Origin of the sequence: Arthrobacter nitrophenolicus (genome assembly GCF_045833485.1) — a bacterium.
GTDB lineage: Bacteria > Actinomycetota > Actinomycetes > Actinomycetales > Micrococcaceae > Arthrobacter > Arthrobacter nitrophenolicus.
The window spans coordinates 3471612-3487539 of sequence record NZ_CP174504.1 but is presented as its reverse complement, the minus strand read 5'-3'; the positions used below and the strand labels follow the sequence as shown (position 1 = coordinate 3487539).

At 67.1% G+C, this 15928-nt stretch carries 11 protein-coding genes; 6 read left to right on the top strand and 5 right to left on the bottom strand.

Annotated features, from left to right (window positions below; translation table 11 throughout):
• Positions 1-42: 42 nt before the first annotated feature.
• Positions 43-264, top strand: a complete 222-nt coding sequence (locus tag ACJJV6_RS16080) for a hypothetical protein (protein ID WP_009358954.1) — start codon at positions 43-45, stop codon at positions 262-264.
• Positions 265-483: 219 nt separating this feature from the next.
• Here ACJJV6_RS16080 and ACJJV6_RS16075 read toward each other — a convergent pair whose 3' ends face one another.
• From ACJJV6_RS16075 to ACJJV6_RS16060, 4 genes are all read right to left on the bottom strand, one after another.
• Positions 484-1788, bottom strand: coding sequence for an RNA polymerase sigma factor (locus ACJJV6_RS16075; protein ID WP_407709428.1), 1305 nt, complete (start codon positions 1786-1788; stop codon positions 484-486).
• Between the two features lie 343 nt (positions 1789-2131).
• On the bottom strand, positions 2132-3466 hold the full coding sequence (locus ACJJV6_RS16070; protein ID WP_407709427.1) for a DUF4192 family protein: 1335 nt from the start codon (positions 3464-3466) through the stop codon (positions 2132-2134).
• 76 nt (positions 3467-3542) lie between these two features.
• Positions 3543-4895 carry a nitrate/nitrite transporter gene (locus ACJJV6_RS16065; protein ID WP_407709426.1) on the bottom strand — a complete coding sequence of 451 codons (1353 nt, stop codon included), beginning with the start codon at positions 4893-4895 and terminating at the stop codon, positions 3543-3545.
• Positions 4896-4961: 66 nt separating this feature from the next.
• On the bottom strand, positions 4962-5900 hold the full coding sequence (locus tag ACJJV6_RS16060; protein WP_009358959.1) for a proteasome assembly chaperone family protein: 939 nt from the start codon (positions 5898-5900) through the stop codon (positions 4962-4964).
• Positions 5901-6160: 260 nt separating this feature from the next.
• Between ACJJV6_RS16060 and ACJJV6_RS16055 the strand changes: the two genes are divergently transcribed.
• From ACJJV6_RS16055 to ACJJV6_RS16035, 5 genes are all read left to right on the top strand, one after another.
• Entirely contained in the window at positions 6161-7684 is a 1524-nt protein-coding gene (locus tag ACJJV6_RS16055; RefSeq protein ID WP_407709425.1) for a leucyl aminopeptidase, read from the top strand.
• A 252-nt stretch (positions 7685-7936) separates the two neighbouring features.
• Positions 7937-9319: a dihydrolipoyl dehydrogenase gene (gene lpdA / locus ACJJV6_RS16050; protein ID WP_407709424.1), complete on the top strand. Its 1383-nt coding sequence runs from the start codon at positions 7937-7939 to the stop codon at positions 9317-9319.
• A gap of 114 nt (positions 9320-9433) precedes the next feature.
• Positions 9434-11200 (top strand): 2-oxoglutarate dehydrogenase, E2 component, dihydrolipoamide succinyltransferase, encoded by a 1767-nt coding sequence (gene sucB, locus ACJJV6_RS16045; protein ID WP_133350928.1) that lies wholly within the window; start codon positions 9434-9436, stop codon positions 11198-11200.
• Between the two features lie 150 nt (positions 11201-11350).
• A complete protein-coding gene (locus ACJJV6_RS16040; RefSeq protein WP_354176267.1) occupies positions 11351-11701 on the top strand; it encodes a hypothetical protein in 351 nt (116 codons plus the stop codon).
• Between the two features lie 142 nt (positions 11702-11843).
• Positions 11844-12272 carry an OsmC family protein gene (locus tag ACJJV6_RS16035; RefSeq protein WP_009358962.1) on the top strand — a complete coding sequence of 143 codons (429 nt, stop codon included), beginning with the start codon at positions 11844-11846 and terminating at the stop codon, positions 12270-12272.
• A gap of 74 nt (positions 12273-12346) precedes the next feature.
• On the opposite strand, the gene ACJJV6_RS16030 is transcribed toward ACJJV6_RS16035, so the two are convergent.
• Positions 12347-15871, bottom strand: coding sequence for a S41 family peptidase (locus tag ACJJV6_RS16030; protein ID WP_009358963.1), 3525 nt, complete (start codon positions 15869-15871; stop codon positions 12347-12349).
• Positions 15872-15928: the final 57 nt, after the last annotated feature.

Genomic DNA, 15928 nt, shown 5'->3' with positions numbered 1-15928 from the left:
ATACTGGTTATATAGACGTACTGATCTACTAAGGAGGCCGATATGACAACAGCAGTGGCGGACCGCACACTCAACGCCCTCGACCGGTGCGATCGTTGCGGAGCCCAGGCATATGTGCGGGTTGTACTCGAGTCCTCCGGCGGTGAGCTGCTGTTCTGCGCCCACCACGCGCGTGCGGTCGAGGCTACCCTCAAACCATTGAGCTCCGACTGGCACGATGAGACGGCCAAGCTTCATGAGAAGGCTGCCGTAGAAGTCGACTAGGCGCACCGAGACTTATCCAGGGAATGGGATTCCTCCTTTCGGAGGGGTCCCATTCCTCTTTTAAACCTCGTCTTTCACCTGCGTCCGGACCCGCGATGAATTCTCGTGGTGCCCTGCAGGCCCACCGGCAGCTCCACATTAAGCAGCGAACGCGGGCCATTCCGCGCCAGGAAACTTTCGTTCCCTGGCGCGGAATGGCCCGCGTTGCCGTGCTGCGTCCTAGTCCAGGTAGTCCCGGAGCACCTGCGACCGCGAGGGGTGGCGGAGCTTGGACATAGTCTTCGATTCGATCTGGCGGATGCGCTCACGCGTGACGCCGTAGACCTTGCCGATTTCGTCTAAAGTCTTCGGCTGTCCGTCGGTCAGGCCGAAGCGCATGGCCACCACGCCGGCTTCGCGCTCGGACAGGGTGTCCAGCACGGAGTGCAGCTGCTCCTGCAGGAGCGTGAAGCTCACGGCGTCGGCCGGCACCACGGCTTCCGAGTCCTCGATCAAGTCACCGAACTCGGAGTCGCCGTCCTCGCCCAGCGGGGTGTGGAGGGAGATGGGCTCGCGGCCGTACTTCTGGACCTCCACGACCTTCTCGGGGGTCATGTCCAGTTCGAGTGCCAGCTCTTCGGGCGTGGGTTCGCGGCCGAGGTCCTGGAGCATCTGGCGCTGCACGCGGGCGAGCTTGTTGATGACCTCAACCATGTGGACCGGGATGCGGATGGTGCGGGCCTGGTCCGCCATGGCGCGGGTAATGGCCTGACGGATCCACCAGGTGGCGTAGGTGGAGAACTTGAAGCCCTTGGTGTAGTCGAACTTCTCGACTGCACGGATCAGGCCCAGGTTGCCTTCCTGGATGAGGTCCAGGAAGAGCATGCCGCGGCCGGTGTAGCGCTTTGCCAGCGACACCACGAGGCGGAGGTTGGCCTCCAGCAGGTGGTTCTTGGCGCGCTTGCCGTCATGGATGATGAATTCCAGTTCCCGCTTGTACTTCGGGTCCATGGAGCCGTCATCGGCGGCAATCTTCTCTTCGGCAAACAGCCCGGCCTCGATGCGGAGCGCAAGGTCCACTTCCTGCTCGGCGTTGAGCAGTGCGACCTTACCGATCTGCTTGAGGTAGTCCTTGACGGGGTCAGCGGTGGCACCCGCCGACATGACCTGCTGCACCGGGGCGTCGTCGTCATCGGCATCGGAGTAGACGAAGCCCTTGCCGCTGCCGGCAACGGCCTTGGCGGGATCGGCGTCAGCGTCGGCGTCGGCCTCCTCAACCGCTTCCGGTCCCTCGAGGATGATGTCGTCGAGATCCTCGACGTCCTCTGCCTCGTTGGGGTCAACGTCACCGGCGGATGCCTTGTTCGCGGCCTCGGCCGCCGCCTTGGCGCCAGGCTTGGGCCCGCGCTTCTTCGGCTCGCGCTTGCCGTCCGCGCCGGCAGATGCCTTGGTGGCTGCCCGCTTGGCGCCGGTCGCAGCCTGCTTGTCCTCGGGGGACACATCGTCCTGGGCGGCGGGGTCCTTCTTCGTGGAAGACGGGGTCACAGAAAACCTTTCTAGCGGTGGTCTGTGGAATCGCCATACGGGCAACACCACTATGACCCTGTCAAGTCCGTGGTGAAAACCAAGCGCCACCACGGCCGGCAGAGTCACTTAAGACAACTGCCGAAGCCGCTGCAATGTTCCCCGGAGGGCACATCCACAGGCACTCGATACACGGACCCAACCGGGTCTCGGCATCCATTGTCTCATGTTTTCCCCGGATCGGGCCTCTCCGTGACCGAATCACCGCCGCGGGGCCCACCCCGCATCCCGTGCACCGCCCGATGCCCTCTGTCCGCGTATACAGTCGTTGCCAGCTGCTCCAGGCCAGGCGTGGGGCATCCGTTCAGAATTTTTGCCAGGCCGCTTCTTTCCGTCCGGCCCAGCCGCAGATTGCTCCACGGCCCACCAGTTCCAGCAGGAGCTCGGCAAAGCGGTACCCCGGCTGGACTTCCAGGGCAGAGGCAAAATGCGCGGCGGCGTAGGACCCCCGCCCGCGGCACCAGGAGATCCAGCCGCGAACCGTCAGCGCCGCCGCGGCGGCAGGCCCGCCCACCGCTGCAAGGTGATCGAGGACCGCGTCCAGGGCATCGAGGGCAGCCCAGTCCGGCACATCAGGCTGCACGCCCATCAGCACGTCGGCGTAGCCCGGGTTCGCGCCGGCAGGGCTGTTCGCCTTCACGCCCGCGACTCCATGGTCCGCCACGGCATGCACCGGAGCCGGGAACGGCCGCTGCAGCACTGACGGAGGATCCGCAGCCGGAAACGGGACTGGCGGAGTCACCGGGCGGAGATCCGTGCCGTCCTTGACGATGCCGAACACGGCGGCCCCCGCTTCGGCTGCGTTCTTCCCTGCAGCTGCCATCACCAGGACCGCGTCCCGCCAGCCCGGGATCAGCAGGGATGCCCGCAGGAACGCGTCGCGTTCCACCTCCGGAAGCCATGGTTCCCCTTGCGGCCTGGCGAGCACAGCCTCCCAGAGGTCGAGGACTGCGAGCAGCTGCGCCCTGCTCCCCCTGCGGAGGTCGAGTTCTCCAGCCCACCCGGCCTCGGCTTCAAGGACGGCCTCCCGATGCAGGCTCGGAACGGTGCGGGCGGTGGCGCCGTGCAGCGGAGGGGATTGTGCAGAGGTGGATTCTGCAGAGGTGGATTGTGCAGATTTGGAGTGTGCAGGGGCGGATTGCGGTTCGGGGGCCGGGCCCACGCTGCTGCCGCGGTACACCATTTCCGCATTCAGCGGGCTGTCCAGGATCTCCTGGAGCGGCCTGCCCGGGAAGGGACAGCACGTGGCATCAATGCAATACGCCTCCCGCCAGTAGTCGGTGCCGACGTACCATGCCTCCCTGACGGGCATCGCCGCGGACAGTATGGAGTCCAGTTCTGCAAGAAAGCGGCCGTAGGTGGCGGACGCCGATGCAGCGGCGCCGCCGGTAAAGATTGCCACCAGGGTGCCGTCCGCCTCCGTGTCAGCCTCCAAATAGCCGCGGACCGTCGAAAGGTATCTGCCCGGGTTGGCCAGGACCGGGCCTGCAGGCAGGTCCAGCCGGAGCGTGGCGCCGAGCCTTTTACCCTGCATGGTGATGACCACCAGGCTGCCCTTGGGCCAGTAACCCAGCGAATGGGGTATGTACCCGAGGACATCCTCGGGTCCGGTGATTCTGAGTTGTTCAGGAGCTGTCATGGCTCCAGCATTGGCCCGATGGCGCAGGCGCTTCAGCAGGAATTTTCCCTATGTGGGTAGTCCCGCCGGTGGAGGACTAGTCGCCGCTGTCGGGAGGAGACGTCTGCCGGCGGCGGGCGAGGTTCTCGCGGCGCTGCCGGGCCAGGGCCGTCCGCAGCGGTGGAACCACCACGCCCTGGGCCGCCATCTGCCGGCGCACCTTGCGCCGGCACACCAGCATGGCTGTGGCCCCGAATCCCAGCAGCAGGAACTGCACGCTCAGGGCGATGCGGAACGGGTCAAGCCCGTACAGGACGCCGTTGGAGAAGCCGCTGGCGTACAGGACGTCCAGGACAAGCCCGATCAGGTAGATGGCAACCAGCGCAGCGATGAATCCGCCCACGTTCACGATGCCGGTGGCGGTTCCAATCCGGTGGGCCGGGTTGAAGGTGCGGGCGAAGTCGAAGCCGATCATGGAGCCCGGGCCGCCGATGGCGAGCGCCACCACCAGGCCGGCCAGCAGCCACAGGGGGGCACGCCCGGGAGTCAGCAGGACCGCGGCCCACGCGGTTGCGGTGGTGCCTGCGATCAGCAGGACCAGGGTGGAGCGGCGGAGGGGATGCCGCGACACGAAGCGGCCGATGAACGGACCCACGGCCATTCCGGCAGCCACGTAAAGACCCATCAGCCCGGCCACCGTGCCGGCTTCCAGGCCCTGGCCGGAAATCAGGAACGGGTAGCCCCAGGTCATGGCGAACACCGTGCCGCTGAACTGGATGGTGAAATGGCTCCACATGCCCAGCCGTGTTCCGGGCTGGCGCCATGCCCTGGCCAGGGAGATGCCAGTGGCCTTGAGCCCCTGCTGCGCCTGCGGCCGCTCCGTCCCCGGCGGGACGTCCTTCAGGAGCACCACCACCAGGAATACTGCCAGGGCGGACAGCCCCGCCAGCATCAGGAAGGCCGGGGTCCAGCCGGCCGCATGCAGGACGAAGGCGAACGGGATGACGCTCACCAGCTGGCCCAGCTGGCCGGTCATGCCCGTCAGCTGGGTGACCAGGGGTACCCGCGCCGGGGCAAACCAGAGCGGGATCAGGCGGATCACCGAGATGAATGTCATGGCATCGCCGGCCCCCACCAGGACCCTGCCCAGGATTCCGCCCGGGATGCTGTCGGCGAAGGCAAGCTGCAGCTGGCCCATCCCCATGAGGACGGCGCCGCCGGCGATCATTGCCCGCGAGCCGAACCTGTCAACCAGGAGTCCCACGGGAATCTGCAGCGCCGCGTAGACCAGGAGCTGCAGGACGGTAAAGAAGGAGATGGCGGAGGCCGTGGCATTGAACCGTTCCGTGGCCTCAAGCCCCACGACGCCAAAGGAGGTGCGCTGTGACACGGCCACCAGGTACCCGAAGATTCCAACGGTCCAGATCAGCCAAGCGCGGGGTGCAGTCACGTCTTCATTATGCCCGCATGCCCGGCGGCACCCCCGCAGCTGCGCGCCGGCTGCCGCCCGGGACGCCTACTGCCCCGGGTTCTCCCGGGCAAGGTAGGCCTCGACGGCGGCGCCCAGCACATCGGCGTCGGGCAGTTCGTCATTTTCGTCGGCGAGCAGCGAGCGGCGCACGATGCCGTCAGCCTTTTCGTCGTAGCGGGTCTCCAGCCGTGACACCACCTGCTGGACCTCGTCCGACGCGTCGATCTGCTCGGCGATCTGGCGTGTCACTTCGCGGCCCGCCTCGCGCAGCCGGTCCGTGGGCAGCATGAGGGACGTTGCGGCGCCGAGGTACTCGAGGCCGGCCACCGCCGCGGCCGGGTACTCCGCTTCGGCGAGGTAGTGCGGGACGTGGATGACGTAGCCGGCGACGTTCCGCCCGGCTTCCACCAGCCGGAGCTCCAGGATGTGGCCCACGGCGGCCGGAACTTCCACGGTGGGCTTCCAGACGGAGATGCCCTCGATCAGCTCGGGCCTGTTGCCGTGCACGGTGACGCCGATGGGCCGTGTGTGCGGGACCGGCATTGGAATGGAGTGGATCCAGGTCACCAGGTTGACGTCCAGCTTCTCCACGATCCCGACGACGGCACGGGCAAACCGCTCCCACTGCAGGTCCGGCTCGAACCCGGCCAGGAGCAGGAAGGGCTTGCCCAGGCCGTCAACTAGCCGGTACAGCGCCAGCCGCGGCTCCTGGTAGTCCTGGAGGTGGTCTTCGACGAAGGTCAGGTGCGGCCTGCGGGACCGGTAGTCGATCAGCTGGTCCGCGTCGAAAACGGCAACGGGCTGGGCATCGAGGGAGTCGAGCAGCTCGGCGTTGACCTGCTTCACCACGTGTCCGGCGTCGGCGAATCCGGTAAAGCCCATCACCAGGTTCAGCCCGCGGAGCTCCGGGCTGTGGAACAGCTCGATGTTGCTCGCATAGAGCGCGTCAGGGTCCAGCAGGGAGCCGGAGATCCGTTCAAGCACGGCATGTTCCTTTCATGGATGCGGGTGGACATCAATTACAACGCGGGCGGGCGGCCGGGCATTCCGGGCGGCGCTGTGGCGCACATCTCAGAAGATTCTTCGGCCGGCGCACCCAAGGGCTACGATCGGAACTGGCCTGCCAGGCGGCCTTGCACCTCCCCGGATGGCATCCGGAAGGGCCGTCATCCGGCTTTCCATGGCAGAGCGCCGAACATGCACCCCTGCCCGTACCGATCTTCGAGAATTGAGGACTCATCCCTGTGGTCAAGAATACGGAAATCAACCTTAGTACCCTCTCCCGGGACCTGAAAAAGAGCCCCAGCGACGCAGTGGTCATCGGCGTGGGGCAGGGTACGGACGGGCCGGTCCTCCTGGACAACCCGCTGGCCGCGAAGTCCGCCGAAGCGCTCACCGATTCCCTCAAGTCGCTCGGGGTGACCGGTGCCGCAGACCAGATCGTCCGCCTGCCCGGCCTCCCCGAGACAGGCGCCGGCATCCTCGTCCTCGCCGGTGTCGGCAAGGTTCCGGCCGGCACGGCACCCACCGGCGAGGCCCTCCGGCGCGCCGCCGGTTCCGCTGTCCGCCAGCTGGCCGGGCTGGGCACGGTTGCCCTGGCCTTCCCGACGGCGTCGGTGGCCGACGTCGCGGCCGTCGCCGAGGGCGCCGCGCTGGGCGCCTATTCCTTTACGGAGTTCCGGTCCGCGAAGGACGGCCTGAAGGATCCGGTCTCGAAGGCAATCGTCTTCACCGATGTGGCCGACCAGAAGGAACTCGATACTGCCCTGAAGCGCGCCGCCCTGATCGGCCGGGCCGTCAATGCCACCCGCTCCCTGGTCAACACACCGCCCAGCCACCTGTACCCCGAAACATTCGCCGAGGCTGCCAAGGACCTGGCCAAGGGCCTTCCCGTTAAGGTGACGGTCTGGGACGAGAAGCGGCTGGAGAAGGAAGGCTTCGGCGGCATCATGGGCGTCGGCAAGGGTTCCTCCCGCCAGCCCCGCCTGGTCAAGGTGGAGTACTCCCCCGCCCGGGCGACGGCGAAGATCGCCCTGGTGGGTAAGGGCATCACCTTCGACACCGGTGGGATCTCCATCAAGCCGGCCCTCGGCATGGGCGACATGAAGAGCGACATGGCGGGCGCCGCCGTCGTCCTTAACACTGTCCTGGCCCTCGCCGGACTGGGCCTGCCGGTCAAGGCGACCGCTTGGCTGTGCATCGCCGAGAACATGCCCTCGGGTGCCGCGTCCCGGCCCGCCGACGTGCTGACCATGTTCGGCGGGAAGACCGTGGAGGTCCTGAACACCGACGCCGAAGGCCGCCTGGTCATGGCGGACGGTATCGTAGCGGCGAGCCGCGAGTACCCGGACGCCATTATCGACGTCGCCACCCTGACGGGCGCCCAGCTGATCGCCCTGGGCAACCGCACCGCCGGCATCATGGGCTCCGAGGTCGTCACCACGGCCCTCAAGGCGGCGGCCGACCGCGCGGGGGAACTTGTCTGGCCGATGCCGCTGCCGGAGGAACTGCGCCCCAGCCTCGACTCCCAGGTGGCGGACCTGGCCAACATCGGCGAACGCCACGGCGGCATGATGACCGCAGCCGTCTTCCTGCAGGAATTCGTGGGCAAGGACAAGGACGGCGTGCAGATTCCCTGGGCACACATCGACATCGCCGGCCCGTCCTTTAACAACGGCAGCCCGTACGGCTACACGCACAAGCAGGGCACCGGCTGCACGGTCCGGACCCTGGTGGCCTACGTTGAGGACATCCTGGCGGCCGCCTGACGCACCCGGCCAGTGCCGCGCTGCGTTGTGGCGCGGGGTGATCCCTCTGCCACAATGCCGCGTGACACTCGACACAAAGCGCTCCCCAAACACTGTGCCAAGGTGGAGCATGGATAAGTGGTTCGCTAAGGTGAACCACGGTAGTCACAAATGCAAGAGAGTTGCCCTGCTGACATAATCACGGCAGTGCAAGTTCCAAGACCAGATGATGCGCGCAGAAACGCGTCATCGTTCACGCGAGGGAGCGTTTAAGTGGCCGATCAGGCAACTGCGCAAGAATTCGACATCCTGGTACTCGGTGGCGGCAGCGGCGGATACGCTGCGGCGCTGCGGGCAGTACAGCTTGGCCTCACCGTCGGCCTCGTGGAAAAGGCAAAGCTGGGCGGCACCTGCCTGCACAACGGCTGCATCCCCACCAAGGCCCTGCTCCACTCCGCCGAACTGGCGGACCACGCGCGTGACTCCGCCAAGTACGGCGTGAACGTCACCCTCGACGGCATCGACATCACCGCCGTCAACGCGTACAAGGACGGCATCATCGCCGGCAAGTACAAGGGACTCCAGGGCCTCATCAAGTCCAAGGGCATCACCGTCATCGAGGGTGAAGGCAAGCTCCAGGGCACGGACACCGTCGTGGTCAACGGCACGGCCTACAAGGCCAAGAACATCGTCCTGGCCACCGGTTCGTACTCCCGCACGCTGCCCGGCCTCGAAATCGGCGGCAAGGTCATCACCTCCGACCAGGCCCTCACCATGGACTCCATCCCGAAGAGCGCCATCATCCTGGGCGGCGGCGTCATTGGCGTTGAATTCGCCTCGGTGTGGAAGTCGTTCGGCGTTGACGTCACGATCGTTGAAGGCCTGCCCTCCCTGGTCCCCAACGAGGACGCCACGATCATCAAGAACTTCGAGCGTGCATTCAAGAAGCGCGGCATCAAGTTCTCCACCGGCGTGTTCTTCCAGGGCGTCGAGCAGAACGAAAACGGCGTCAAGGTCACTCTGGTTGACGGCAAGACGTTCGAAGCAGACCTCCTCCTGGTCGCCGTCGGCCGCGGCCCCGTCACCGCCAACCTCGGATACGAGGAAGCCGGCATCACCATCGACCGCGGCTTCGTCATCACCAACGAGCGCCTGCACACCGGCGTGGGCAACATCTACGCCGTCGGCGACATCGTTCCCGGCGTCCAGCTCGCGCACCGCGGCTACCAGCAGGGCATCTTCGTGGCCGAGGAGATCGCCGGCCTGAAGCCCGTGATCGTCGAGGACATCAACATCCCCAAGGTCACCTACTCCGAGCCTGAAATCGCCACCGTGGGCTACACCGAAAAGGCCGCCAAGGAGAAGTTCGGCGAGGACCAGGTGCAGACCCAGGAATACAACCTGGCCGGCAACGGCAAGAGCTCCATCCTGGGCACGTCCGGCCTGGTCAAGCTGGTCCGGCAGAAGGACGGCCCCGTGGTGGGCGTCCACATGATCGGTGCCCGCATGGGCGAGCAGGTGGGCGAGGCCCAGCTGATCGTGAACTGGGAAGCCTACCCGGAGGATGTGGCCCAGCTGCTGCACGCACACCCCACCCAGAACGAGTCCCTGGGCGAAGCCCACCTGGCACTCGCGGGCAAGCCGCTCCACGGCTGATTTTCCGCAGCACCATCGAGCCTGGTGCGCCCGGCACGGAAAACCCGGGGCACCAGGCTCAAAATCAGGCAGCATTCAATCGCACTAAAGATCAATAAGGAGAACGGGGACGACATGTCTGAATCCGTTAACTTGCCCGCCCTCGGTGAGAGCGTCACCGAAGGAACCGTCACCCGCTGGCTTAAGCAGGTAGGTGACCGGGTAGAGGTGGACGAGCCGCTGCTCGAGGTTTCCACCGACAAAGTAGACACTGAAATCCCCTCTCCTGTAGCTGGCGTGATTGAGGAAATCCTGGTGGCCGAAGACGAGACCGCCGAGGTAGGTGCACCCCTGGTGCGTATCGGCGACGGCTCCGGCGGCGGTTCGGCTGCCCCGGCAGAAGAAGCTCCCGCCGCTGCCCCGGCCGAAGAGGCACCGGCACAGGAAGCCCCCGCACAGGAAGCTGCTGCACCGGAAGCTCCGGCACAGGAAGCTCCTGCTGCAGCACCGGCAGCAGCTGCACCCGCCGGCGGCGGCGAAGGCCACGAAGTCACCCTCCCCGCCCTGGGCGAGAGCGTTACCGAAGGCACCGTCACCCGCTGGCTCAAGGCCGTGGGCGACAGCGTCGAGGTTGACGAGCCACTGCTGGAGGTCTCCACCGACAAGGTGGACACCGAAATTCCGTCCCCGGTGGCCGGTACCCTCCAGGAAATCCGCGTCAACGAGGATGAGACCGCTGAGGTTGGTTCTGTCCTGGCCGTCATCGGATCCGGCGCCGCCGCTGCTCCCGCGGAGGCTCCGCAGGCTGCTCCGGCCGCCCCGGCCCAGGAGGCTCCCGCCCAGGAGGCCCCGAAGGAAGAGGCCCCCAAGCCCGCACCTGCACCGGAGGCCCCGAAGGAAGAGGCTCCGCAGCAGGCAGCACCCGCCCCCGCGGCCGCACCGGCAGCAGCCGAAGCCCCGTCCGCAGGAGGCGAGTCCGGCTACGTCACTCCCCTGGTCCGCAAGCTGGCCAACCAGCACGGCGTCGACATCGCCTCCCTCTCCGGCACCGGCGTCGGCGGCCGCATCCGCAAGCAGGACGTCATTGCCGCTGCCGAGGCCAAGGCAGCACCTGCCGCCGCTCCGGCCGCAGCACCGGCGGCAGCAGCCCCGGCCGCTTCTTCCGCTCCGGTTTCCTCCCTGCGTGGCACCACGCAGAAGGCTCCGCGCATCCGCCAGGTCATCGCCCGCCGCATGCGCGAGTCCCTGGAAATCTCCACCCAGCTGACGCAGGTCCACGAAGTGGACATGACCAAGATCGCCAAGCTGCGTGCCCGGGCCAAGAACTCGTTCCAGGCCCAGAACGGCACCAAGCTGACCTTCCTGCCCTTCATCGCCAAGGCTGTTGCCGAGGCCCTCAAGCAGCACCCCAAGCTCAACGCTGCCTACGATGAGGACAAGCAGGAGATCACGTACCACAACGCCGAGCACCTGGCGATCGCCGTGGACACGGACAAGGGCCTGCTGGTACCGGTCATCTCCGACGCCGGCAACCTGAACCTCGCCGGCCTGGCCGGCAAGATCGCCGACGTAGCAGCCCGTACCCGCGACGGCAAGATCGGCCCGGACGAGCTGTCCGGCGGCACGTTCAGCATCACCAACATCGGCTCCGTGGGCGCCCTGTTCGACACCCCGATCATCAACCAGCCGCAGGTGGGCATCCTCGGCACCGGCGCGATCGTCAAGCGCGCCGTGGTGGTTGCCGACGAAAACGGTGACGACTCGATCGCCATCCGCTCCATGATGTACCTGTCGCTGACGTACGACCACCGCCTGGTGGACGGCGCAGACGCCGGCCGCTTCCTCCAGACCCTGAAGGCCCGCCTTGAAGAGGGCGCCTTCGAAGCGGACCTGGGACTGTAGCAGCCAGCCACGGACGACGGCGGTGCGGGCCAACGGTGGGACAACCACCTGCGGCCGGCGCCGCCGTCGTCGTTTAAGGCGCTGCAGGCATTGCGCCGGCGGGTCAGCGCGTCTACTACCGGACGTAGAACAACTGGCTACACTGGTCCCATGAACATCCTCTACAACATTGTGGTTTTCCTGCACATCGTCGGCGCGGCCATGATCGTGGGCATCTGGATCGGGCAGATGAAGAAGCCCACCGTCCACCCCCGCCAGTTCGACGGCGCCATGCTGCAACTCCTCACCGGCGTCGCCCTGATGGGCCTCATCCCGGCCCTCGACATGGATGCCAACTACGCAAAGCTGGGCATCAAGCTCGTCATCGCCGTGGTTGTCGGCGTCCTCGCCTTCATCGGCCGCCGGAAGTACAAGGCGGGCCAGGACGTCAGCCCCGGCCTGGCCCATGCCGTGGGCGGCCTGGCCCTGCTGAACATCGCCATCGCCACCATCTGGAACTGACCCCCATCCGTTTCCCGTCCCCCGGAGTCACAATCCACCGGGAGCGGACACGGATGCACCCGCCGGGTGAAGTCCCTAGGATGGAAAACGGCGGGGTCCAGGCAGCGGCCTGCCCCGGTACACATCGACTTGAGGAGTGAACATGGCAGCAACACGTTCAGCTAATGCAGTATGGAACGGCAACCTGACGGAAGGTGCCGGCACCACCAGCCTGGCCACCTCGGGCCTGGGCACGTTCGATGTCACCTGGAAAGCCCGCACCGAGGCGGCGAACGGCAAGACCAGCCCTGAGGAACTGATTGCCGCAGCCCACGCGGCCTGCTTCTCCATGGCCTTCAGCAATGAACTTGCAAAGGCCGGACACACTCCCGAAGAAGTCCGTGCCAAGGCCGACGTGACCTTCGTTCCGGGTACCGGCATCACCGGCAGCCACCTGACGGTCGAAGCCAGGGTCCCGGGAATCTCGGAGGACGAGTTCCAGAAGATTGCCGGCGAAGCCAAGGTGGGCTGCCCGGTTTCAGGCGCCCTGGCAAGCATCGACATCACGATGGACGCCACCCTGAAGTCCTGATCCCCAGGTAAACGGCAAAGGCCCTGCACGCCCGGAGGATTCCGGAGGTGCAGGGCCTTTTCTTGTTCCCGGACTTACCTGGCCTGGCTGCGGGCCGGCAGCGGGGCGGGACGGAGCCGCCGGTACCCCTCGCGGGCCGGCGGGCGGTCGGTAGGAAGCTCCTGGATCATTTCCTTCAACGCACCGATTCCGAACTCCAGCTGCGGATCCCGGCCGGCGGCGTACGCGTGCGGCGGGTAGGCCACTTCGATGTCGGGGTCCACGCCGTAGTTTTCGACGCTCCACCCCACGCCCCCGCTGAACCAGTTGGCGTAGCGCGGCTGGGTGACGCCGGTGCCGTCCGCCAGGGCGAACCTGTTATCGATGCCGACCACGCCGCCCCAGGTACGGGTTCCGATGACGGGACCGATACCACGCAGCTTGGAAACCTGGGTGATGATGTCCCCGTCCGAACCGGCGAACTCGTCCGCCAGCACGATGACTGGTCCACGCGGTGCGTGGTGCGGATAGGTCCGCGGCTTCTCGCCGCGCGGCATGCTCCAGCCGGTGACCTTCCGGCCGATCAGCTCCGCCACCAGCTGGGACGTGTGGCCGCCACGGTTCCTCCTGACGTCCACGATGAGCCCGTCCAGTGCGGTTTCGGTGTCCAGGTCGCGGTGCAGCTGTGCCCAGCCGTTGGCCATCATGTCCGGGATATGCAGGTAGCCGAAGGTTCCGGCGGATGCTTCCCGCACAGTGCGGCGGTTCCCGGCCACCCATTCCTGGTACCGCAGGCGCTCCTCGTCCTTGACCGGAACGACGGCGACCCGCCGCTGGGTGCCGGCCGCACCTGCGTGTGCCGGACCGTTGAGGAGGGTCAGCTCCACGGCCCGGCCCGCCGCGCCCACCAGCTGCATGGCCGGGGTGACGGACGCCGAGAGCGGGACACCGTCGATGGCCAGCAGGATGTCTCCGGCCTTCGCGTCCACGCCGGGCCGCGTCAAAGGAGACGTTGCCAACGGGTCCGAGGACTCGCCGGCCAGGATCCGGGTTATTTCCCACCCCGCCGGGGTGTGGGCAATATCGGCGCCCAGCCGGCCCTGCCCCTGGCTGCCGTTTTCGGTGACCGGCGCCGGACGGACATAGGCGTGGGAGGTGCCCAATTCGCCGTGCATCTCCCACAGGAGGTCCACCAGGTCATCGTGCGATCCCAGGCGCTCCACCAGCGGCCGGTAGCGCTTATGGATGGATTCCCAGTCCTGCCCCGCCATGTCCTCTGCCCAGAAGAAGTCCCGCTGCAGCCGCCAGGCCTCGTCGAAGGCCTGGCCCCAGACACTGAGGGGATCCATCATCACGCGGATCCGGCCCAGGTCCACCTTGACCAGCTTCCCCGATTCCTCGTCCGCTTTCGCATCCGCCGGAACCGCCGTGACCTGCTTGTCGGAGATCAGCACAATGGTGCTGCGGTCGCCGGAAAGCCGGTAGCTGTCCAGCGACTCGACGAGCGTGGCCTTTTTGCGCCGGGCGATATCGAACCGGACAAGGCTGGGGCGGGCTTCCTTGTCGTCCTGGCTCGCTTTTCCGTCGCCGGTGACGCCCGCCAGGGCCCAGTCAAGCCACAGAAGCGCGCCGTCCGCGGTTCCCAGGGAGGTGTAGTTGCCTTGCGGCACGGGGACGGTGATGACGCGGTGGGCAAGGCCCTCCGGGTCGACGGCGACTTCCGGAGTTTCGCCGGATTCCTGCCCGCCGGAGGTATCCGTCCCGGAGCCTTCGCCGCCGTCGGGTGCCACCGCCGGGCCAAAGGGCGACGGCGTCCCGGCGGCAAGTGCCACCAGGTACGGCTTGATGGGGCTCGGGAACGAGAGATCGAAAGAGTGGCCGTCATACACCGGGTCAAAGCTGCGGTTGGACAGGAACGCCAGGTATTTGCCGTCCGGGGTGAAAGCTGGTGACTTGTCGCCGAAACGGCCGTCCGTCACGTCCACGGGGGACGTGCCGGGGTTTGCCATGTCAGCCAGCCGGAGCCGGCTGCGCGAACCAAAGGACGTGACCGGCTCGGACCAGACCAGCCACCGGGAATCCGGTGACCATGCCAGCTCCCCTATGGTGCCTTCCCCGATGCTCGCCACCAGGACAAAGTCACCTGTTCGGGTGTCTGCCACGTACACCTCGCCGAAGGAAGTGCCAACGGCTACCCGGCGCCCGTCGGGGCTGGACTCCAGGGCACTGGCCCGGGACGGCAGGGGGATGCTGATCCCCGGGGCGTCCGCCCCGGACTGGGCGTCCGCTGCGGAGACGGTGTCCTCCGGGGCGACGTCGGCCTGCTGGGTATCCGCCTGCTGGTCGTCAGCGGGGACGAAGGTGCCTGCGCCGGCCAGCACCGCGGCGCCGGCCGCGGGGACGGGCTGCGGCAACGCCGTCGCCCCGTCCCCGGCCTCACCGGGAAGCTGTACGGCGCCTGCCGGGGCTGCCGCTGTCCCGTGTCCCTTGCCGGCGTGTTCCTTGCCGACGGGCAGGGCGGCGTGCGGCACCGTTGCCACAATGTCCCTGATGTGCAGCGCCTCCACGCCGCCGTGGTCGGCAACGTAGGCGATCCGGCCGTCGCCGAGCGGCCGTGGCAGGCGCCCGCGCACCCCCGGCGTCGCCTCAACGATCCGGGAGGGCCCGTCCTTGTGGCGGAGCCAGTGGATGGTGCCGTGCGATTCAACCGCGCTTGCTGTTCCTGTAGCGTCGGGCACCACTGCGCCCAGGTGCTTTGAGGTCTTCAGCAGTGCCGGGCGCCGGGACTGGGATGCGGAGCCCAGCGCAATATCCAGCCGGACGGCCTCGGAGTCCAGGCTGTCCAGGATCCACAGTTCGCCGGCCGATTCGAAGACGACCCGCTTCCCGTCGCTGGCGGCATGCCGGACGTAGAAATCCTCGTGGTCCGTGTGGCGGCGCAGGTCCTTCCCGCCGGGAAGGACCGAATAAAGGTTGCCGTAGCCCTCGTGGTCGGACAGGAAGGCGATTCGGCCATCCACCCACATGGGGTCGGCGAGGTTGCCGTCAAGGTCCGGCAGAAGGCGCTCGAACTCCCCGTTGCCGTCCGCGTCGATCCACAGCTTTCCTGCTGTGCCGCCACGGTAGCGCTTCCACCAGGCCGGTTCGCGGGACAGGACGCTGCCCACCACCACAGGACGCTCATCCCCCACCTCGGGTCCGAACGCCACGGACTCCACGGGGCCGAAGGGCAGCTCTTCCGCCCAGCCGCCGTCCACCGGGACGCTGTAGGCGTAGGTATGCCGGCTTTCGGCCTGGCGGAAGGCGCTGGTCACCAGCACGGACCCGCTGGCCGTGAAGCCCTTGACCCGGGTGGTGCTGTGGCCGAAGTAGGTCAGCTGCCGGTAGTTCCCGCCGTCAACGTCCGCGGACACGACTTCCGGTGCCGTCCCCTGGACCACGGTCCACACCAGGCGCTTCCCGTCGGGGGTGAAACGGGGGTTGCGCGCGGGCAGCTGCAGGGAGGAGACCCGCCAGGCCCGGCCACCCTCCAGCGGGGCGATCCACACGTCGTCCTCGGCCACGAAAGTGACGAGGTCACCATGCACATGCGGGTAACGGAAGTAGCTCGAAGAAGTCATCGTTTGATCATAGTCAACCCTTCCGCGGCCCTGCCGGAGGTGCCGCCGGCCGCACCC

Excerpts from the sequence above, each read along its gene's own strand:
- ACJJV6_RS16080 (WP_009358954.1), top strand. The coding sequence starts at position 43 with ATGACAACAGCAGTGGCGGACCGCACACTCAACGCCCTCGACCGGTGC.
- ACJJV6_RS16070 (WP_407709427.1), bottom strand. The coding sequence starts at position 3,466 with ATGACAGCTCCTGAACAACTCAGAATCACCGGACCCGAGGATGTCCTC.
- sucB (WP_133350928.1), top strand. The coding sequence starts at position 9,434 with ATGTCTGAATCCGTTAACTTGCCCGCCCTCGGTGAGAGCGTCACCGAA.
- ACJJV6_RS16040 (WP_354176267.1), top strand. The coding sequence starts at position 11,351 with ATGAACATCCTCTACAACATTGTGGTTTTCCTGCACATCGTCGGCGCG.
- ACJJV6_RS16035 (WP_009358962.1), top strand. The coding sequence starts at position 11,844 with ATGGCAGCAACACGTTCAGCTAATGCAGTATGGAACGGCAACCTGACG.
- ACJJV6_RS16030 (WP_009358963.1), bottom strand. The coding sequence starts at position 15,871 with ATGACTTCTTCGAGCTACTTCCGTTACCCGCATGTGCATGGTGACCTC.